Annotated in this window: 14 protein-coding genes, 1 tRNA gene and 1 other RNA gene; 11 read left to right on the top strand and 5 right to left on the bottom strand. The window is 45.8% G+C overall.

Annotated elements, in window-relative coordinates; translation table 11 throughout:
• Positions 1–65: 65 nt before the first annotated feature.
• Positions 66–150 (bottom strand) — tRNA-Tyr (locus VCHENC03_RS06595).
• 282 nt (positions 151–432) lie between these two features.
• Here VCHENC03_RS06595 and VCHENC03_RS06600 point away from each other — a divergent pair.
• The 3 genes from VCHENC03_RS06600 (at position 433) to VCHENC03_RS06610 (ending at position 5,067) form a co-directional block, all read left to right on the top strand.
• Positions 433–1,530, top strand: coding sequence for an efflux RND transporter periplasmic adaptor subunit (locus VCHENC03_RS06600; protein WP_032802946.1), 1,098 nt, complete (start codon positions 433–435; stop codon positions 1,528–1,530).
• Positions 1,530–4,643, top strand: a complete 3,114-nt coding sequence (vmeF, locus tag VCHENC03_RS06605; RefSeq protein ID WP_009707150.1) for a multidrug efflux RND transporter permease subunit VmeF — start codon at positions 1,530–1,532, stop codon at positions 4,641–4,643. Before VCHENC03_RS06600 ends, vmeF begins: the two co-directional genes overlap by 1 nt.
• Before the next feature lie 226 nt (positions 4,644–4,869).
• On the top strand, positions 4,870–5,067 hold the full coding sequence (locus VCHENC03_RS06610; protein WP_009707149.1) for a hypothetical protein: 198 nt from the start codon (positions 4,870–4,872) through the stop codon (positions 5,065–5,067).
• A 111-nt stretch (positions 5,068–5,178) separates the two neighbouring features.
• On the opposite strand, the gene VCHENC03_RS06615 is transcribed toward VCHENC03_RS06610, so the two are convergent.
• Positions 5,179–5,754, bottom strand: a complete 576-nt coding sequence (locus VCHENC03_RS06615) for a porin family protein (RefSeq protein ID WP_009707148.1) — start codon at positions 5,752–5,754, stop codon at positions 5,179–5,181.
• 202 nt (positions 5,755–5,956) lie between these two features.
• Between VCHENC03_RS06615 and VCHENC03_RS06620 the strand changes: the two genes are divergently transcribed.
• Positions 5,957–6,274 (top strand): DUF1244 domain-containing protein, encoded by a 318-nt coding sequence (locus VCHENC03_RS06620; protein ID WP_005431642.1) that lies wholly within the window; start codon positions 5,957–5,959, stop codon positions 6,272–6,274.
• Positions 6,275–6,345: 71 nt separating this feature from the next.
• On the opposite strand, the gene VCHENC03_RS06625 is transcribed toward VCHENC03_RS06620, so the two are convergent.
• Positions 6,346–7,440 (bottom strand): PLP-dependent cysteine synthase family protein, encoded by a 1,095-nt coding sequence (locus VCHENC03_RS06625; protein ID WP_005437553.1) that lies wholly within the window; start codon positions 7,438–7,440, stop codon positions 6,346–6,348.
• A gap of 145 nt (positions 7,441–7,585) precedes the next feature.
• On the opposite strand from VCHENC03_RS06625, the gene VCHENC03_RS06630 reads away from it, so the two are divergent.
• Positions 7,586–8,053, top strand: coding sequence for an Lrp/AsnC family transcriptional regulator (locus VCHENC03_RS06630; RefSeq protein WP_009707147.1), 468 nt, complete (start codon positions 7,586–7,588; stop codon positions 8,051–8,053).
• A 333-nt stretch (positions 8,054–8,386) separates the two neighbouring features.
• Positions 8,387–11,434, top strand: coding sequence for a hypothetical protein (locus VCHENC03_RS06635; protein ID WP_009707146.1), 3,048 nt, complete (start codon positions 8,387–8,389; stop codon positions 11,432–11,434).
• 53 nt (positions 11,435–11,487) lie between these two features.
• On the opposite strand, the gene tesB is transcribed toward VCHENC03_RS06635, so the two are convergent.
• Positions 11,488–12,348, bottom strand: a complete 861-nt coding sequence (tesB, locus tag VCHENC03_RS06640) for an acyl-CoA thioesterase II (protein WP_005437547.1) — start codon at positions 12,346–12,348, stop codon at positions 11,488–11,490.
• A gap of 167 nt (positions 12,349–12,515) precedes the next feature.
• Between tesB and VCHENC03_RS06645 the strand changes: the two genes are divergently transcribed.
• Complete coding sequence (locus tag VCHENC03_RS06645; RefSeq protein ID WP_005437540.1) at positions 12,516–12,950, top strand: YbaY family lipoprotein; 435 nt, start codon at positions 12,516–12,518, stop codon at positions 12,948–12,950.
• 37 nt (positions 12,951–12,987) lie between these two features.
• Here the strand turns inward: VCHENC03_RS06645 and VCHENC03_RS06650 are convergent, their stop codons facing one another.
• Positions 12,988–13,290, bottom strand: a complete 303-nt coding sequence (locus VCHENC03_RS06650) for a DNA base-flipping protein (RefSeq protein WP_005446629.1) — start codon at positions 13,288–13,290, stop codon at positions 12,988–12,990.
• Between the two features lie 271 nt (positions 13,291–13,561).
• On the opposite strand from VCHENC03_RS06650, the gene VCHENC03_RS06655 reads away from it, so the two are divergent.
• The 4 genes from VCHENC03_RS06655 to VCHENC03_RS06665 all read left to right on the top strand — a co-directional run bounded on the left by VCHENC03_RS06655 (position 13,562) and on the right by VCHENC03_RS06665 (position 20,175).
• Positions 13,562–14,305 (top strand): hypothetical protein, encoded by a 744-nt coding sequence (locus tag VCHENC03_RS06655; RefSeq protein ID WP_009707145.1) that lies wholly within the window; start codon positions 13,562–13,564, stop codon positions 14,303–14,305.
• Between the two features lie 172 nt (positions 14,306–14,477).
• On the top strand, positions 14,478–16,475 hold the full coding sequence (locus VCHENC03_RS06660) for a GGDEF domain-containing protein (protein WP_009707144.1): 1,998 nt from the start codon (positions 14,478–14,480) through the stop codon (positions 16,473–16,475).
• 142 nt (positions 16,476–16,617) lie between these two features.
• Positions 16,618–16,714, top strand: an RNA gene (gene ffs, locus VCHENC03_RS27010) — signal recognition particle sRNA small type.
• A gap of 707 nt (positions 16,715–17,421) precedes the next feature.
• The gene (locus VCHENC03_RS06665) at positions 17,422–20,175 is read left to right on the top strand and encodes a cation-translocating P-type ATPase (protein ID WP_009707143.1); all 2,754 of its coding nucleotides are present in this window, start codon (positions 17,422–17,424) and stop codon (positions 20,173–20,175) included.
• Positions 20,176–20,224: the final 49 nt, after the last annotated feature.

Below are 20,224 nucleotides of genomic sequence, written 5' to 3'. Positions count from 1 at the left end.
TGTTAGTTTCCCAACCTAGCTTCCAAGTTGTTCTCATGTTCAAAGGAAAAACATAAGAAAGAATATGGTGGAGGGGGACGGATTCGAACCATCGAAGGCAGTGCCGGCAGATTTACAGTCTGCTCCCTTTGGCCACTCGGGAACCCCTCCAGGGTATTTTTATACTTAAGATTGTTTTCCCAACACATCTCTCAAGTGCGGAGCGCATCATAGCAAACTCGCTCAGGCTGTAAAGCGTTTTTCTTACGTTTTTACGTTGAATGCTGCCTTTTTGGGCAAAGATGGTAGAAAGTCAGCGTTTTGTATGTCGTTTATACAAAAGAGAAACTGACTTTTTACTTGAATTTACACTACTTGACGTTAGGCGTCGTATCAACTGATAAACTGTATTCAGTTTAATGACATAAGTTTATCTGATTAGTAGTCAAAATTATGAGTATGAGAGCCACTTTATCTGTTTTAACGCTTTCTATTTTAATGGCATCACCAGCCGCTTTTGCAGCCAAACGTGGTCCATCAACAGTTACGGTGGTAACTGAGCAAGTAGAGACGCATCAAATCAACCAGTCTTTGTCACTGATCGGCAAGCTTGAAGCTGCCCAATCGGTTGTTGTTGCTTCTGAGGTTGCTGGCAAGGTGAAAGAGATCGCCGTAAAAGCCAACCAAAACGTTCAACAAGACCAACTTCTTATCCTATTAAATGACGATAAAGCGCAAGCGGCATTAGTAGAAGCAAGAGCTTACCTAAAAGATGAGCAACGTAAGTTAAAAGAGTTTCAGCGTTTGGTTAAACGTAATGCCATCACTCAAACAGAAATCGATGCACAAAAAGCGAGCGTAGAGATTGCCGAAGCACGTCTTGATGCATCAAAAGCCAACTTAGCGGACCTAAATATCAGTGCACCTTTTGCCGGCACCGTTGGTTTCATCGATTTCAGCCGAGGAAAAATGGTGAGCGCAGGTTCTGAGCTACTGACTCTGGATGACCTTTCTGTCATGGAGTTGGATCTGCAAGTACCAGAGCGTTACCTGTCGATGCTGTCTGTCGGTATGGAAGTTCACGCGACGACCAGTGCTTGGAACGGTGTTGATTTCGTCGGAAAAGTAACGGGTATCGATACTCGCATCAGTGCAGAGACTTTGAACCTACGTATTCGTATTGAATTCGACAACCCAGAAAACCATCTCAAGCCGGGCATGCTGATGAATGCTTCTTTGGCGTTCCCTGCAATTGAAGCGCCTATTATCCCAGTTCAAGCGCTAGAATACTCAGGTACCAAGCGATTCGTGTACGTTATTGATGAAGACAACAAAGCGAAGCGTCAAGAAGTGTTCTTGGGTGCTCGTGTTAATAATGAAGTAGTGATTGAATCTGGCGTAGAGATCGGAGACAAGATCGTCGTGCAAGGCATTGTGAACATGCGCGATGGCGTTGAAGTTAAAGAGATCGTCGCACCAGGAAAAGCGAAAACTGCTAAGGCAAGTGGTGAGCAGGGCACGCAAGACGAAGCGGCTAAGGAAGCGAACTAATGTTACTTTCTGACGTTTCCGTAAAGCGCCCCGTTGCGGCGTTGGTATTAAGCATGCTGCTGTGTGTATTCGGCTTTGTGTCGTTTACAAAACTAGCAGTACGCGAAATGCCAGACATCGAAAGCCCAGTTGTATCGATCAGTACTCGTTACGAAGGCGCTTCTGCAACCATTATTGAAAGCCAAATTACTTCAGTACTGGAAGACCAACTTTCGGGTATCAGTGGCATTGATGAAATCAGTTCCACTACTCGAAACAGTATGTCGCGCATCACCATCACCTTTGAATTGGGTTATGACCTTAATACGGGCGTAAGTGATGTTCGTGATGCGGTGGCTCGTGCTCAACGTTCATTACCGGACGAAGCCGACGACCCTGTGGTCTTTAAGAACAACGGTTCGGGTGAAGCTTCCCTCTATATTAACCTTAGCTCGTCTGAAATGGACCGAACCCAGCTAACAGACTACGCGGAACGTGTTCTGATGGACCGTTTCAGTCTGATCTCTGGTGTAAGTTCTATCGACTTGTCTGGTGGTCTTTACAAAGTAATGTATGTGAAGCTTAAACCAGGCCTGATGGCGGGTCGCTCGGTTACAGCATCTGACATTACAGCTGCTCTGCGAAGTGAAAACTTAGAAAGCCCTGGTGGTGAAGTACGTAACGACTCAACTGTGATGTCGGTGCGAACCGCGCGTACTTACAACACGCCAGAAGACTTCCAATACCTTGTCGTGAAACGCGCAAGTGATAACACGCCTATCTATCTAAAAGATGTGGCGGATGTGTTCATTGGCGCAGAAAACGAAAATTCGACCTTTAAGAGTGATGGTGTGGTTAATATCAGCTTAGGTGTTGTGCCTCAGTCTGATGCAAACCCGTTAGAAGTGGCACAAGCTGTTCGCTCCGAAGTCGATAAGATTCAGAAGTTCCTGCCTGATGGGACTCGTCTAGCGATCGATTATGACGCTACCGTTTTTATCGAGCGTTCGATTGACGAGGTTTACAGCACTCTCTTTATTACGGGTGGCTTGGTAATTCTGGTTCTGTACATCTTTATCGGTCAAGCGCGTGCGACCCTGATTCCGGCGGTGACTGTACCCGTTTCACTGATTTCCTCGTTCATTGCGGCTTACTACTTTGGTTTCTCTATCAACCTGATTACTTTGATGGCGCTGATCTTGTCTATCGGTCTGGTTGTGGACGATGCGATCGTAGTAGTAGAGAACATCTTCCACCATATTGAGCGTGGTGAATCACCATTACTGGCTGCTTACAAAGGTACGCGAGAAGTAGGCTTTGCGGTTATCGCAACAACGCTTGTCCTTGTGATGGTATTCCTACCGATTTCCTTCATGGATGGCATGGTAGGCTTGCTGTTTACCGAGTTCTCCGTATTGCTGGCAATGTCAGTGATCTTCTCCTCACTGATTGCTCTGACACTGACTCCTGTTCTAGGCAGTCAGATTCTAAAAGCTAATGTGAAACCAAACCGATTTAATCGAGCGGTTGATAAATTGTTCGCCAAGTTAGAATCGGGTTACCGCAAAGCACTGCGCGGCGCGTTGAAAGTTCGCTGGGCGGCACCTTTGGTTATCGTTGCGTGTATGGGCGGCAGCTATGGCTTGATGAATCAAGTACCTGCACAGTTAACTCCGCAAGAAGACCGTGGTGTTATCTTTGCCTTTGTACGTGGTGCAGATGCAACGTCATACAACCGTATGTCGGCAAACATGGACATCGTAGAAGATCGTTTAATGCCGTTGTTGGGCCAAGGCTTTTTGAAGTCGTTCAGTATCCAAACACCAGCATTCGGTGGCCAAGCAGGTGACCAAACGGGTTTCGTTATCATGATTTTGGACGATTGGAACGAACGTGACGTTACCGCGCAAGAAGCGTTGAATGAAGTGCGTAAGTCACTGGCAGGTATTCCTGACGTTCGTGTCTTCCCATTCATGCCTGGCTTCCGTGGTGGATCGAGTGAGCCAGTTCAGTTCGTGCTTGGCGGGTCGGACTATGATGAGCTTTTGGTCTGGGCAGAAATGCTTAAGAACAAGGCGGAAGAATCACCAATGATGGAAGGTGCGGAGATCGACTACTCCGAGAAAACACCTGAGTTGTTGGTGTCAGTAGACAAGCGCCGTGCAGCTGAACTTGGCGTGAGTGTACAAGACATCTCTGAAACACTGGAGATCATGCTTGGCGGTAAGAGTGAAACGACTTATATCGACCGTGGTGAAGAATATGACGTTTACCTGCGTGGTGACGAAAACAGCTTCAATAACGCGGCAGACCTAAGCCAAATTTACTTGCGAACCACAAGTGGTGAGTTGGTGACCTTGGACACGGTGACCAAGATTGAAGAAGTCGCGGCATCGATTCGTTTGTCTCACTATAACAAGCAAAAGTCGATCACCATTACTGCCAACTTATCTGAAGGCTATACCTTAGGGGACGCACTCGATTTCCTAGATCAAGAAGCGATTGATAGCCTACCGGGTGATATTTCAGTGAGCTACTCTGGCGAGTCAAAAGACTTTAAAGAAAACCAAGCTAGCGTAGCGGTCGTGTTCGCATTGGCTCTTTTGGTGGCGTACTTAGTACTCGCAGCGCAGTTCGAAAGCTTCGTTAACCCGCTGGTGGTGATGTTCACCGTACCGATGGGCGTATTTGGTGGCTTCCTCGGTTTGGTTGTGATGAGCCAAGGAATGAACATCTACAGTCAGATCGGCATGATCATGTTGATCGGCATGGTAACCAAGAACGGTATCTTGATCGTTGAGTTTGCTAACCAATTGCGTGACCGTGGTATCGAGTTTGAAAAAGCGATCACTGATGCGGCAGCACGTCGTCTACGCCCAATCATGATGACGGCATTTACGACGCTTGCGGGTGCGATTCCGTTGATCATGTCGACAGGTGCGGGCTATGAAAGCCGTGTGGCAGTAGGTACGGTTATCTTCTTCGGTATGGGCTTCGCGACGCTAGTCACCTTGTTCGTTATCCCTGCAATGTACCGATTGATTTCTGCGAAGACGCGCTCACCTGGCCATGTTGAGGCTGAGCTGAATAAAGCGCTAAGCCACGATACAAAAGGACGTATTGCACATCCATAAGTGATCTCTGTAAGATGCTGAAATTAAAAGCCGAGCAACATTTGCTCGGTTTTTTTGTATTTTTATTCTAACTATTTATAGATCTAATGATAAATATTGGTTATTATTTCGCCACTTCTTCGAGGGGCACAGGACTCGCTCATCGTGTTTGACCGAACGACGGGTCTTGGCAGACAAAGCATCTGAGGATCGATGCTTGTGTCGGCGATGCTATTGAGGTGTTCCCTTGAAAAAATTCCGTGGCAGTTACATGGTTGAGATGGTTTTGGTTGCTGGTGCAATGGCACTGTTAGCAACGACAGCATTACCGAAGCTGACAGGTGCGATTCTGGATCGCCAAGAAAGTGTGCTGACTTCATTGGATGCAGGGCAACAGAGTAGCCATGTAAAGCAAGATACCGCTGGCCAGTTTTCGGAACAATAATTTCTAGCGCCATTGTCTGCGCAACAAACAGATTCAATAAAGCCGAGGCAATGACCTCGGCTTTTCTTTGTCTTCAATTCTGGGTTTTAAAGCCAGCTTGGAAGCGCTCGATTAGAAGCGTTTACCCAAGCTCACTTGCACGCCTTCGTAACTGTCGTAGAAGTCATCAAACCCCATGTCGGCGACGTTGTAAATGTATTCAGCACGTAGCCAGATATCTTTACTCATATCCCAATGGACACCTGCGCCGATGTTGAATAGTGCGCCAGAATCGTCTGTGACTTTTTGTTCGTTTGGTACGTACATTTCAGCTTGAGTGCCAAGCGCGGTTACGCGGCCAAATAGTGACAGCGGCGTATCGCCTAAGTTATCACTGGTTACAACCGCAGACATACCGGCTTGGTAATAGTGAAGGTCTAAGTCAGTCTTTAGAGCATCATTCTTAAGTTCATTTTGTGAATAACGCAGTACCCCTTCAAATGCGAGGTATTGGTTTACATGGTAACCCCAGCCAACCGTGATGTGAGGTGTCGACCAGCCACTGTCGCGATCAGAACCAAAATTCGGAGTGTCAAAGCCCACATTACCTGTACCTAGGTATAAATAAGATTGGTGGGTTTGCTCTTGAGCGGCGAAAGTTGGCAGACTCATGGTCAATGCAGATAATAATAGGATGGCGTTTTTCATAACTTGGCGATAACCTTTGTGAAAGACCGTTTTTAGAATTAGTATTAATTTAATCAATAAGATAACTGGCAGTTATCATATCAGTCTTTTGGGTGAGTGCGTGGTTTTAGAGGGAAATTTGTTGTAATGGCGCAAATTTTAGACTCATCACGCTCACTCATTTCTATGCTATGAGCTGCGAGATAAATAAAAGGAAAGTAAAGTGGCTGAATTCAAATACAAAAATCTAACCCAAGAAGAGCAAGACAAACTGGACGCAGCGACGTTTCGTCGTTTGTTAGCGCATTTGGATGCAAACAAAGACGTGCAAAACATCGATCTTATGATCCTTGCTGGCTTCTGCCGCAACTGTTTCAGCAAATGGTACAAGGCAGAAGCGGAAGACCTAGGTGTGGATATCGACATCGATGATGCTCGTGAGCGTGTTTACGGCATGACTTACGATGAGTGGAAACAAAACCACCAACCAAAAGCGACACCAGAACAATTGGCAGCATTTGAAGCGCGTCAGAAAAAGTAACTCTCTTGTATTAAGCAGATAAAAAAACAGCCTGCTGATTGAGCAGGCTGTTTTTTAATAAAGTATCTGTCTTACTCGGTGATTGGGCCGCAACATGCTGGCTCAACACAACCTTTTGCTTGGATGATTTCCAGCTGTGCTAGGTAAGGTTGAATGTCACCGATGTTTTCTTTTACCCACTCAGTATTGTAATAAGTATCTAGGTAACGCTCACCTGAATCACAAAGTAGTGTCACGATAGAACCAGTCTCACCACGTTGTTTCATTTCACACGCTAGCTGAAGTACGCCGTATAGGTTAGTACCTGTCGATGCGCCAACTTTACGACCGATCAAACCAGACAACCAATGCGCCGTTGCAACACTCGCTGCATCAGGGATCTTGCGCATTTCGTCAACAACACCAGCGATGAAGCTTGGCTCAACACGTGGGCGGCCGATGCCTTCGATCTTACTGCCGTTTTCGCCCTTGATATCTGCATTGCCAGATTGGAAGTAGTCGTAAAATACTGAGTTGTCAGGATCAACCACACACAGTTTTGTGTCGTATTTTTGGTAACGGATAAAGCGACCAATCGTTGCAGATGTACCGCCAGTACCTGGGCTCATCACAACCCAACTTGGGATTGGGTGATCTTCTAGCTCCATTTGGCTAAAGATAGAGTTCGCAATGTTGTTGTTACCACGCCAGTCGGTTGCGCGCTCAGCGTAAGTAAATTGGTCCATGTAGTGACCGTTTAGCTCTTTCGCTAGGCGACGAGACTCGTCATAAATTTGGTCTGAACGGTCAACAAGGTGCGCTTTACCGCCGTAGAATTCGATTTGTTCAATTTTCTTGCGTGCTGTGGTTTTTGGCATTACTGCGATAAACGGTAAGCCAAGTAGACGCGCAAAGTACGCTTCAGAAACCGCTGTACTGCCTGATGATGCTTCGATCACTGTGGTTTCTGGACCAACCCAACCATTACAAATCGCGTAAAGGAAAAGCGAACGTGCTAAACGGTGCTTCAATGAACCCGTTGGATGCGTGCTTTCATCTTTTAGGTAGATGTCGATGCCTTCCAAAGAAGGTAGGTCTAATTTGAATAGGTGAGTATCTGCTGAACGTTGAAAGTCTGCTTCGATTTTGCGTACAGCATTGTTGATCCAGTTGTGGTCAGTACACATAACGTGACTCCTCGAAAATCTGTAGGGTAGTTGTTTTTGTCTATAGGGATAATCTACCTATAACCTTAGAGAAAAACTTTGCTATTATTGTTCTGTTATTCATCAATAGTAGAAAAATTTTCTCTAAATTAGGAAAATTCTAGGAATGAGCTTAGATAAAATCGACAGGCAGTTACTTTCTTTCCTCCAAAACGACGGAACCTTGTCTTTAAATGACTTGGCCGAGCGAGTGAACCTGACTACTACGCCCTGCTGGAAGCGTTTAAAAAAGCTGGAAGATGAAGGCTATATCGAAAAGCGCGTGGCGTTGTTGAGCGCAGAAAAGCTCGACTTGTCGTTTATTGCGTTTGTGCAACTTAAGACCAGTGACCATTCAGAAGGTTGGTATCACCACTTTGTGACCACGGTAAGTGATTTTCCTGAAGTTATGGAGTTCTATCGCATGGCGGGGGAGTACGACTACATGATGAAGGTTGTGGTAAAAGACATGAAGTGCTTTGACGAGTTCTACAAGCGATTGGTGAATAGTGTAAGAGGGCTATCCAACGTTACTTCAACCTTTGCGATGGAGCCAATCAAGTATACAACTGAGTTGCCTATTTACGGTGTCTAAATTCCTACCTAAATTAGATATGAAGTCACTCTGTTGACTTCATATTTCCTCAATATCCACACCACACGCCAGCTAAAGTGTGATCGACTGTTTATATTTTAATCTATTGAAAACCCTAATTTAATCATCGCTAATTTAATGCGAAGTCGGATCGTAAACGGTTGTTCGTCGCATTAGCGAGCTTGTTTTAGAAAATTGACGGCATTTTATTGATTTAGCGAATGGTAATGTAGTTTATCGATAATCTTATTAATCAAAAAAGGGGCTGGCGGTGAATAAAACATCGTATTATTATCGCCGCCACTTATAAGATGTAAGAAATTATTACAAAAAATGAAAAGATATTATTTTCTCCTTTTGCTTGCTGCAGTAATCGCTGGCTGCGGTGGTGGGGGCGGCGATTCCAAGCCGCGTAATTCGGGTTCTTCAACTCAAACAACAAAACAAAGTCGACCTCAACTTAAAGTTGAAGACGCAATACTCACATTTGATGGCATTGGAAGTGTCGCAAATACGGCAATGAGTAACGTACAAGGCACGATCACATACCAAATTTTATCTTCAACTCCTTCTGATGTGGTTCAAATCGACGACGGTCAGTTACAAATCCTTCGTCCAGGTACGGCGTCAATTAAAGTGACGGACAGCAGTCCGACTTACGAAACGTCAGAGGCCACGTTTACGATTACCGTAGACAAAGGCAACAATGCCGATCTGGCTGCAAACGATGTCAGTCTAAATGCGTCGGAAACTGAAGGGCAATCTTTGGTTGTACGAGGGCAAAAAGGCTCTCTGAGCTATGCCGTAGAAAGTGGATCTGAACACTTGATTCAGGTTAATACCGACGGTCGAGTGTTCGCCATCGGGAAATCTGGAACGGCGCAAGTACGTGTTCATGACTCGGGCGACGATTATTACCAAGCTCGTGATTTACTCGTCAATATTCACCTTTATCAAGTTGGTGCTGAGCAACTGCAATTTGCTCCTCTAACTGGTGAGTTCCGAGAAGGCCTGACTTTGACACCTGTGAGACTGGATAGTACAGATACCAAAAGCATTCGCTACGAGATCATCAATAGCACCCCTGATGACAAAGTCGCTGAGGTATTGAATCCAGATACTGGTTTACTTTTGATTCATAACACTGGGCAAGTAACGGTTGAAGCAACGGCAACGTACAGTGAAGGCTTTGTTGAGCAAACGCAAACTGCTCGATTTAACGTTGCAATTGGCAAAGGAACGCGACAAAACATCAGTGCTTCAAACATCTCGGCAAGTTATCAAGCGCTTGCTCCGTTGTACCCACAAGTTAAGGGAGCGCTGGGAGATTATCATTTTGATGTGGTATCAGGTCAAGACGTGGTGCGTGTTTCTGACGACGGCAACGCTCTGTTGATTCAAGGTGTTGGTCGTGCTGAGGTTGATGTGATTGAGGACGATTTGCGTAGTTTCCCTTCTACGAAAGCGCGTTTTAATATCGATATTTCTCCGGCAGCACCCCCTGTTATCAAAGACATTGATATGTCCTTTACCTATCAGAAAGGTTTATCGATTCCGCTCGCGTTTGCGGGGCAAAAGGGCGATGTCAAACTGGTTGGGGATTTACCAGAGGGACTGAGCATGTCCTCAGATACGCTATATCTCGAAACGGCGGGTAACTACACGTTAACGTTCGAAGATGATGGCGGTGAGTTCTATCAGCCAATTCAGTTCAAAGTGAACCTTGATATCGCTAAAGCGCAAGGTCAGCCGCTTGCGACTCGTGATTATGAAGAGGTTTACAGTAAGGATCACCAATTCAATCTGCTAAAAGATTTTGACGAGCTTAGCTCCGGTGATGTGATTGAGATGACTGACAATACACACCCAGGTGTAGCAAACATGATTGCTAATGGGATTGTACATGTCTACAAAGCGGGTGAAACCACACTAACTTTACGCCGAAAGGAAAGCGACAATTACAGTGCAGGTCCTGAGCATAAAGTGACTTTCAATATTTTAAGTGCTCCGAGCCGCATTCAAATTTCATCAGATGTTGAAGATAATTGGAATGCGCTCAAACCTTTGGCAAGCAAACCGACTATTAGCGGAACGGTTGGGCAGGTGACTTACCAATTTGCAGATGGCTCACCGACCGATGTGGTGTCTCTAGATAGCAACACAGGAGAAATGCGCGTTCTTAATGCTGGCAGCACACGTATTGTGGTTTCTGACTCTGGTGATGATAAGTTCACGCCGGGTCAAGCAAGCTTCAATGTAACCATCAAGCCAATTGAAAGTCGCGTGACGGTCCAATACTCAAGTGCAACCTTTGGTTCAGATAAAACGCTAAAGCCAATAGTCACAGATAGCGATACCACTGCCTCTTACCATTTGATTAACCAAGCGTCACCAACGGTAAAAATGGCATCGTCTGATACGGGGGTGCTAGATGTGCTTCATGCTGGCGATTACTCCTTGGAAGTCACGTTAACAAGCCGCAATTATCTGACGAAGACGATCACCGTTAATGGCTCGATTGCAAAAGCGGAGCATCCGGGATTAAGCGCGACTCGTCAAACGGTGGCATTTGAACCGTTTAAGCGTGTGGAGTTAGAGATTGGTACGGCGATTGGTACGCGTAGCTATGAGTTTGCTACCTCAGTTAGTGAAGAAATAGCGACTCTGGATCGTGCGAATGGAAGCATCACCCTCACAGGTTATGAGTTTGGGCACTCGATTCAACTGAATGTTTCTGAGGCGGAAACGCAAGACTATAAAGCGCTGGACAGTACATTGGTGACGGTTTTTCTTGATCTTGCCGAATCTGGTGACGCCGATAAATACACTCAACTGGATAGCGAACAAACGGTAGTGATTAGCACGTTAAGTGGCCCTGAGTTTGCCAATCTTCAAGAGAGTGAGTTTGGTGTCATGGGCGCTAGAAGTGTACGAGAGCCGACAGACACAGAGCTCGCGCTGTATGGCAAAGGCAAAGTCGTATTTTTAAACATGAAGCCAGTTGGCAATGATGATCCGGCTAAAACTCGTGGTCTGTGGATGCACGTTGCCCGTTTCGATGGTTGTCGTTCGCAACTCAGCGAAAATGACACGAAACCTTTCCTTGCTGTCGATTATTCAGATGCAGGATATTGCGAAAACGGTAGCAGCATCCGAATGACGCGTTTTCTGGTGATTGATGACCGACCGTTAGATGCAAATACTGCTTACGAATCGATGAGCCCTTTGATTCATTACCGCAAAGGTGCGCGAGAGTTCTTGGCGAGTGATGCGGGCGGCTTCTATGCTGAACCGGATACTATTTACGGTGAAGGGAAGTACGGTTACCCGAAATCACTTTATGAGTGGGCTGTCGTCAGCCTAAACTACCAAAAGAACTAAATACAAAAAGGAGTGCGTCGGCACTCCTTTTTTTGATTGAACATCGCGATGGTTTATTTAGTAAAGCGCATCACGCCTTCTTGAACTGCGGTAGCAACAAGGTGGCCTTGCTGGTTGTAGATCTCACCACGAACCAAACCACGCGTATTGCTTGCTGTTGGGCTTTCGATGGCATACAGCAACCATTCATCCATCTTAAATGGACGGTGGAACCAGATAGAGTGGTCGATGGTTGCCACTTGGAAGTTTGGCGTCATCAACGATACTTCGTGTGGGTGTAATGCGGTGATCAGAAAGCCCCAGTCCGACGCATAAGCGAGTAGGTATTGGTGAATCAACTGATTGTCTGGCATTTCACCGTTGGCACGAATCCACAAATATTGTTTCGCTTCGGTTTTCTTTGGCTTCAGTGGGTTAACGATATTCACCGGACGTGTTTCAATTGGCTTCTCGCCACAGAACGTTTTGCGTAGTCTCTCTGGCAAAAATTCCGCAATGTGGCTTGCTAGTTCTGTCTCAGAAGGGAAGTTCTCTGGCCCAGGAATGTCTGGCATGGTGTTTTGGTGATCAAACCCCGGAGCGTCACCATGATAAGAAGCGGTCAGGTAGAAAATCGGACGACCGTTCTGAATTGCCTTCACGCGGCGAGTACTAAAGCTGCGACCATCACGCAGATTCTCTACATCGTAAATGATCGGCTTTTCAGGATCGCCAGGGTATAGGAAGTAACTGTGGAATGAATGTACGGTACGTGCGTCTTCTACCGTGTATCGCGCGGCAGATAGCGCTTGTCCAATAACCTGACCACCATAAACTTGAGGTAAACCTAGGTTCTCGCTTTGTCCGCGGAACAAGCCTTCTTCTAGTTTTTCGAGTTGTAGTAGGCTGAGCAATTCTCTTAATGGTTTACTCATGATGTCTCCTCACCTTATTTTTATTGCTGCTTCAATTATGAAACAAAATCAACTGTTTGGTAATTTCTAACTTAGTCAAACTATTGTCAAATCGCTAAACGTACAGCAGACAGTTTAATAATCTCCCTCTATACTTAGCGCGAAATGATACACCCGTTGAGGAAACTATGAAAAAAACACTACTACTTGTTACTTCTTTACTATTCGGTGCTGCACTAGTGGGTTGCCAAACTTCTCAAAATACAGAAATGGAATCGGCTGAGGCGTCTATGAAGACAATTACAGGTACAGTGGCTTACCGTGAGCGTATCGCACTGCCTCCACACGCAGTAGTAACGGTTGCACTTGAAGATGTTTCTCTGGCGGATGCTCCAGCTAAAGTTCTTGCTAAACAAACATTCGAAACTGAAGGTAAGCAAGTACCTTTGGCATTTGAACTAAGCTACAACAGCAACGACATTAAACCTAACCATCGTTACAGCCTGCGTGCTCGTATCGAAGTAGATGGTAAGTTGCGTTTTATCAATGATACTAGCATCCCAGTGATTACGGACGCAGAGCAAACACACGAAGCAAACATTCGTCTAGTTGGCACGCGTTAATTGCTATCGGCAATGTAAACCAATTAAAAATGGCAGCTTAAGGCTGCCATTTGTATTTTCTGAGTGAGACTTTTCCGATCTCAGACACTTCAATCCCTTCAGCTTCCAGCTTTTGCTTTTGTCTTTCTAAGTCTCGACCTTTTAATGAAATCTTGCCTTGACTGTTAATGACTCGAAACCAAGGTAGTTTACTCCCCTCCGGCAGATTACCTAGCGCTTTACCTACGTGCCTTGCGTAACCAGGGTAGCCCGCCATTTTTGCAATTTCACCATAAGTAGAAACTCGCCCTGTGGGAATTTGGTGAATTACAGCAAAGATTTGCATCAAAAATTGGTCCATACTGAAAGTGTCCACTGTTGTTTACCAAGGAATGGTAATACACAAGACTTGTACTTCGCTATCAGTTCTTGCTCCTTAACATCATTTGCCGCTCGTCCATACCTACCATTTTTCTGTGTTCTTTTTTGAGCTGCAATTGATTACCAGAGTAAGTTGGAAATACAAAAACAGGCTTATGCTTAGTTTATAAATAGACCCGCTCAACGACTTTTAATGCCCAGTTTGACATGCCGTTGAGTTACCAAGTTGGTTGGGGAAGCCAGGAGGCGCTATGATTTTTTCGACACTTCAATTTCTTGTTACGACTCTTCTTGCCGTGGTATGCGCTCGTGCCATCAGTTTGAGCGAAGGAGAGATTCCGGTTCTCGCCTTAATGATCCCCGCATTGTGGATACTGCCACAAGGTGGTCTTGCAGGTCTGATTCTGCTCGGTGCCATGACCGTTTATGGCGTCACTTTATCGATGCAGCCTATTGCGCTGTCTGTCGGTATCCTAATCCTTTTCCCGTTACTCATGGTGGTGTTCTCTCGTCGGAGTTCATTGGGCGTGTTGCTGACTGCGGGCCTGATTGTTCTCACGTTACAAGTAGGCATTATGGTCACGCAGGAGGGGGGTAAGCTAGGTGGCTCTGCTTGGTTAACCGCTGTGCAAACCTTATCGGTGATTGTGATGTGGTGGTCTGCCAATCATTGGAAACCATCGGACAAGCACGCTTGGTGGTCTTTGTTGTTATTACTGCCTTTATGGCTGGCGGATTTGCCGTATGCGGTGCTTGTAGCATTAAGCATCACGGGTATTTTGGCGTCGATGGAAGCGCTGACTAAGATTAAAAATTCATTGCGCTGGGGGAAATTGCTTTGTTGGACCTTACCAACCGTTGGTTTTGCTGCTTTGGTCGTTAGCCCCAATATCGAAGTTCCTAGCCCTGTTTTTGTTGTGTGGATATGCTTACTGGGCACCGCTTGGATGACGGACTACATCTTACGTAGTAGTGATGAGCAAGCCGAGTTATAAAATAGTTGTAGCTGCACTGAGTAAATAGTGACCCGTGCGGCAGACTATTGATTTGTTTATGAAATAATAGGCCGGATGTTATATGTTCGGCCTTTCATATTTATTGTGCATTTAATAATAAAAATTCAATCTTAGCCCCTATATAAAGTGGGCCTTTTTAGAAACGTTAGTCATGGTTAAAGTAGTTCAAAGGCTGTTGGTTTTTGCTTGCTTTCTATTGAGTCTGAGTCTCAAAGCAGAACCAGAACAAGTCTCTCATTATAAGGTGGCGACAGAGGCGGATGATGTCGTTACGCGTGTCCTGTTTGATGCGGTGGCAGAGAACTTTGGTGTCTCAATTCAGTATGTTAATTACTCGAGTTTTGATGCGATTTTAGATTCTGTTGCCCATGGTAAAAGTGATTTTGCCGCCAACATCACCTACACCCCAGAAAGGGCGAAGCTGTTTAGCTACTCGCGTCCCACCAACATTGAATACACCTACCTGTATGGTTTAAGTGATACGATTTTGAGTGATGCGACCGTCGTTGGCGTCCCACAAGACACCATCTACGAAGCGCTACTTGAACAATATTATCCTGAGTTGATTCAGGTACCTTACCAAGGGCATGAAGAGGCGGTATCGCTGTTACGTTCTAGACAAGTGGACGGCGTTGTCGATGCTATCAATCAACTCAAACCAATGTTACTTGAAGGCTTTGATGCCAAGCTGCTTAATGACCATATCTCAATAAAGCCAGTATCGATTGTTAGCCAAAAGGGAACCCACCTTGAAGAACTGTCTCGATTTGCTGATTTTATCCATAGCGAAGCAGTGCAGAAGTTACTTCGAGAGAAGGTGGCTTTGTACCAATTTGAGTTGAGACAAACCGCATTACGTGAATCAATCAAGCAACTTCCTATCGATTTAGAAAAGCCGTTTACCATAAAGTTTGAATCGATCTTTCCATATGTGGTGTACAAAGAAGATGGTTCTGTTGAAGGAATGACGGCGGATATCGTCCTAAAGAGCTGCGAGATTTTGGCGTTGAATTGCCAAGTGATCAGCAAACCAAACGAGAGCTGGGAATCTATGTATAACCAGTTTATCCAAGGTGAATTCGATATGCTTGCTCCTTTAACGATTAGCCGCGAGCGACGTACATTTAGCAACTTCCCTCAGCCTCATTACTACCCAACCTCCGTCATGGTTAAGCGCCTTGGCTACAAACCAAACGTGTATTCTCATGTCTCTCAGCTGATTTCTGAGCGTATTGGTGTGGTGAAAGATGACTTCTTCGACCAAATGCTCACACAAATGCTGCCATTAAAGGAACTCAATCGTTTTGATTCGCAGCAGTTGATGTTGGATGCCTTGTTGGCGAGAGAGATTGATTACATTGCGATGGATACCGCAATGCTCAATCATTTCTTACGTTTGAGTGAGCTAATTCCCATCGAGCAAGACGATGCCATCGGAGAGTTTTACGAATCAGAACTGTCGGTTGGCTTAGCAACCAGTCAGCGCGGTGAGATTCTCGCTCCTTACTTTAGCCGTGCGATTTCCATGTTGGACTTGGAAAAGATTGTTGCCCATTACGATTTGAGACCGGATTGGCGCACTGCGTTGGAATATGAAGTGCGCTTAGCAACTCAGACGCAAGCGGTATTTATTTTTGTGTTGGTGTTTGCGCTTGGTGTGACGCTGTATCTGTATCGCCAATCGAATACCGACAACTTAACTGGATTAAGAAATCGTCGCTCGCTGCAAGTGAAGTATCGACAAGGCGTGCCAAAAGACTTGGCTATCTTGTACCTCGACATCAATAAGTTTAAGCAAATCAACGATACTTATGGGCATAGAGCAGGGGATAAAGTGCTGCAATTGCTTTCGCTAAAGATACATCGCGTTTGGGCTGGTAGAAGTTATCGTATTGGTGGCGATGAGTTCATCCTGCTGGGTTATCCGACAGAAACGCAATTAACAAGAGCGATTGAAGAGCTAAGCGCTCTTGATGTCAAAGGTGAACATTTTGGTGATTTGAATCAGGTAACGATTTCTGTTGGCGTGTCGACTAAGCGTGAGCGCAGCGTTAGCTTAGAGCAAGCATTGCATTTAGCGGATGAGGACATGTACTCAAGTAAGCAAGCCTCTCGTACAAGCGTTGAGCCAAATCCTTGCATGAGTTGACTTTAAAACGCTGAATTGACCGAGTTTTGTTCAAACAGAAATGAAATGGACAAAATCGTCGCTTTAGCCCTTGCAATCCGAGAGGCGATGCTGAATAATCCCCACATCATTTGAGACGCGCTCTCAAAACAGAATTATGGGGCCCTGGTCCTCTCGCAACAATAGCTCGTGAACTCGGTCAGGTCCGGAAGGAAGCAGCCGCAGCGGGTGACTTGTGTGCCGGGATGTGGCTAGGGTCCCACCCTTTAAAAGCCTCGCTTATACAGCGAGGCTTTTTCGTTTCTGCGCTGTAAAATCCACTCTTATACCTTTTCCCTTTCTATCAACTGGCAATTCGTCTGGCTGGTGGATTCTCATCACTCACAACCAAATTTGTATGCAGTGTTCAGCCGTGTCTCTTGTGATTTCTTCTTTGTTTTTGAGTGAATAAATATGCTGATTGTATAACTCGAAAATGATGCATTTCGGCTAGCAAGATTTAGTCATTCTTTATTAGCAATTTTTCTACCCTCCCTTGCAAATCTTTTCGGATAGTTTGCACTTTTGTCATGCTTGTTAGCCACTCTTAATAAAATCATCTTGTAGAAAAATTACACTTTTCGGGAAAAATGAAGTGTTTTTTCAGTCTAATCGGGGTCTTATTCATGTTCACTTACACTTAATTGATCTTTTGTATGACAAAATAAAATCGAGATTGATTGGGGTCAAAGATTCGTCCGCATTCGCTATCTGCCTATCTGAAAGTTAATTACAAGTATTCATCGGTTCGGGTAGGTTATTTTTACTCGCTGGCATAACACTGAATAGATTCTTGATAAATATTCAAAATGAAAATAAACGGTGCGACGGTGACTAGCGAGGCGATTTAACTCAATTCTATTCAGCGAATGCTTTTTATCAGTTTGAAATTGTACTGATGTCGCTTGAATGCTTTTTGGAGACCCCCATGACTAAAAAGTGGTTTACTGAGTCGGTTGAAGAAACACTGACTCAATTTAATGTATCAACTGAGCAAGGTTTGACTTCGGAAGAAGTAGAGCAGCGTCAGGCTGAACACGGCAAAAACGAGCTACAAGAGCAAGAAGGTAAATCTGCCCTTGAGCTATTCCTACACCAATTTAAGAACCCATTGATCTTCATTCTGGGTATTGGTGCGATTGTTTCCTTTTTTACTGGTCACCTTGTGGATGCGATTGCCATCACGGTGATCATCTTCATCAATGCCATCATCGCATTTTGGCAAGAATTTAAAGCTCAGAAGGGCATGGAAGCGCTGCGCGAAATGGCAGCGCCAACGGCACAAGTTCGTCGAAATGGCGAATGGATTGATGTGTTGGCACGTGACATTGTGCCGGGTGACATTCTAAAGATTAATACGGGCGATATTCTTGCTGCGGACGTGCGTATCATTGAAGCAAACCGTCTCGCAGTAGATGAGGCTGCGCTTACTGGTGAGTCTGAGCCGGTTGATAAAATCGTTAAGGTGATTGAAGACGAAACAGTTGGTCTAGGTGATCAGCGTAATATGGGCTTTATGACCACGATTGTGACCACTGGTACAGGCTTAGGTGTGGTTGTCAGCACTGGTATGAAGACCGAAGTTGGCCACATTGCGGACATGATGGCAAACACCGAAGAAACCAAAACACCAATGCAAGAGCGTATGGATACCATCGCGAAAACCTTGATGATCGCGGCTTTGGGTGTGGTGGCTGTGGTCTGTGGTATCGGCCTTTACCACGGTATGCCTTGGCTGGAAATTCTGAACACGGGTATTTCGTTGTCGGTAGCGGCGATTCCTGAAGGTCTGCCAACAGTTATCTCAATTGTGTTGACCATGGGCTCAACGCGGATGGTGAAGAACAATGCATTGGCGAAGCAGCTTTCTGCGATTGAGACGCTCGGTTCAACCACGGTTATCTGTTCAGATAAAACAGGCACGCTGACACAAAACCAAATGCAGGTAATGAAAGCGTACGATGCAAGTGGTCGTTACTGGGAAGTGTCAGGCAAAGGCTTTAGCCCTGAGGGTGAATTTAAGCCGCTAGGCCATACGGTTGATGCAAAGCAAAGCCCAGAGATGATGAAAGGCTTAGTGGTTGCGACCTTGTGTAATGATGCGGAATACATCAAAAATGGTGATAACTCGTCTGTGCGTGGTAACCCAACCGAAGGCGCATTAATTGTTGCAGCGGCAAAAGCGGGTCTGGAGCAATCAGAAATGCTATCGACAGGCGGTTACTCTATCGTTGAGAAGTTCCCGTTTGATTCTGCTCGTAAGATGGCGTCAGTGATTGTCAAAGGACCGGATGGTAAGCACTTCCTTGCTATTAAAGGTGCACCAGATGTGGTGTTACGCAATGCCTCTGGCTTTATGGTCGATGGTGGGGAGCTACCTACAGCGCCAACGATGTCGACAGGCAGCTTAGCGTTAGCGGCAAGCCCTGCAGAAGAGGTGATTGCGAACTACGAAGCGGCAATTCAGGACTTTGCAGAGCAAGCGCTTCGCACTTTGGCAGTAGGTTATAAAGAGCTGACAGAAGATGATCTCAAGCGTGATCCTGCTGAGCTAGAGAAAGATGTGACCGTGCTTGGTTTGTACGGAATCATGGATCCTCCACGTCCAGAAGTTCGCGACGCAGTAGAAAGCTGTTACAACGCAGGCGTTCGCACGGTGATGATCACTGGTGACCACGCACTTACTGCAGCGGCAATTGCACGTGAAATCGGCATTATCCGCAGTGAAAAAGACTTGGTCATTACGGGTGCACAACTGGATGAAATGGATGATGAAGCGCTACGTAAAATCTGTCCGGAAGTTGCCGTCTTTGCTCGTGTAACACCAGAACACAAGCTGCGCATTGTTCAAGCTCAGCAACACAATAATGAAGTGGCCGCGATGACAGGTGACGGCGTGAACGATGCGCCAGCTCTTCGTCGTGCGGACATCGGTGTTGCAATGGGTATCACAGGTACATCGGTAGCCAAAGATTCGGGCGATTTGATTCTACTGGATGACAACTTCAGCACGATCGTTAAAGCCGTGCGCCAAGGTCGTCAGATCTTCGATAACTTGCGTAAGTTCATTCGCCAAGCACTGACGGCAAACGTGGGTGAAGTATCGGTTATCTTGTTTGCTTTCTTGATGATGGGGCCAGAGGCGATTCTGCCACTTACGCCGCTAATGATTCTATGGATTAACTTAGTCTCTGACGGTCTGCCTGCGCTGGCGCTGGGTGTAGAACCTGAAGAGAAAGATTTGATGGAGCGTAAGCCGCGTAAGCGTAACGAAAGCTTCTTCAGCGACCATCTGGGCACTCGTATTGTGACACGCGGTTTGGCATTAGGCGGTATGAGCTACTTGGCGTTCAACTGGGCACTGAGCAGTGGTCAAAGCGCGCAGTATGCACAAACAATGGCGTTCGCAATGCTGATTTTTGCTCAGCTATGGCACTTGTTTGACTCGCGTACGTTTAACTCGCTATACCGCAAGAATCCATTCACCAACAAATACCTGTTGGGTGCTGTAGCGGTCTCGGCAACGCTGTCCCTTGGCGTGATTTACACCGGTCTTGGTCAGCTGATCTTTAACACCGAGGCACTAAGTGCTGGTCACCTATTTGGTGTGATTCTTGTGTCTTCGCTGCCGACGTTCATTTTGTCTGGCATTAAAGAGATGACGAAAACCAAAGTCGTTTAAGAATGGTGATGTCGATTCTTTCAGCATAGGGAAGCGGCAGATACCTAAA

Origin of the sequence: Vibrio sp. HENC-03 (genome assembly GCF_000305755.2) — a bacterium.
Taxonomy (GTDB): Bacteria; Pseudomonadota; Gammaproteobacteria; order Enterobacterales; family Vibrionaceae; genus Vibrio; species Vibrio owensii.
Note: the sequence above shows the minus strand (reverse complement) of the source record. Positions and strands in the feature narration are given on the sequence as shown.

Coding starts and splice junctions, on each gene's coding strand:
- VCHENC03_RS06625 (WP_005437553.1), bottom strand. CDS start 7,440: ATGTGTACTGACCACAACTGGATCAACAATGCTGTACGCAAAATCGAA.
- vmeF (WP_009707150.1), top strand. CDS start 1,530: ATGTTACTTTCTGACGTTTCCGTAAAGCGCCCCGTTGCGGCGTTGGTA.
- VCHENC03_RS06650 (WP_005446629.1), bottom strand. CDS start 13,290: ATGGACCAATTTTTGATGCAAATCTTTGCTGTAATTCACCAAATTCCC.
- VCHENC03_RS06645 (WP_005437540.1), top strand. CDS start 12,516: ATGAAAAAAACACTACTACTTGTTACTTCTTTACTATTCGGTGCTGCA.
- VCHENC03_RS06635 (WP_009707146.1), top strand. CDS start 8,387: ATGAAAAGATATTATTTTCTCCTTTTGCTTGCTGCAGTAATCGCTGGC.
- VCHENC03_RS06615 (WP_009707148.1), bottom strand. CDS start 5,754: ATGAAAAACGCCATCCTATTATTATCTGCATTGACCATGAGTCTGCCA.
- VCHENC03_RS06665 (WP_009707143.1), top strand. CDS start 17,422: ATGACTAAAAAGTGGTTTACTGAGTCGGTTGAAGAAACACTGACTCAA.
- VCHENC03_RS06600 (WP_032802946.1), top strand. CDS start 433: ATGAGTATGAGAGCCACTTTATCTGTTTTAACGCTTTCTATTTTAATG.
- VCHENC03_RS06660 (WP_009707144.1), top strand. CDS start 14,478: ATGGTTAAAGTAGTTCAAAGGCTGTTGGTTTTTGCTTGCTTTCTATTG.
- VCHENC03_RS06630 (WP_009707147.1), top strand. CDS start 7,586: ATGAGCTTAGATAAAATCGACAGGCAGTTACTTTCTTTCCTCCAAAAC.
- VCHENC03_RS06655 (WP_009707145.1), top strand. CDS start 13,562: ATGATTTTTTCGACACTTCAATTTCTTGTTACGACTCTTCTTGCCGTG.
- tesB (WP_005437547.1), bottom strand. CDS start 12,348: ATGAGTAAACCATTAAGAGAATTGCTCAGCCTACTACAACTCGAAAAA.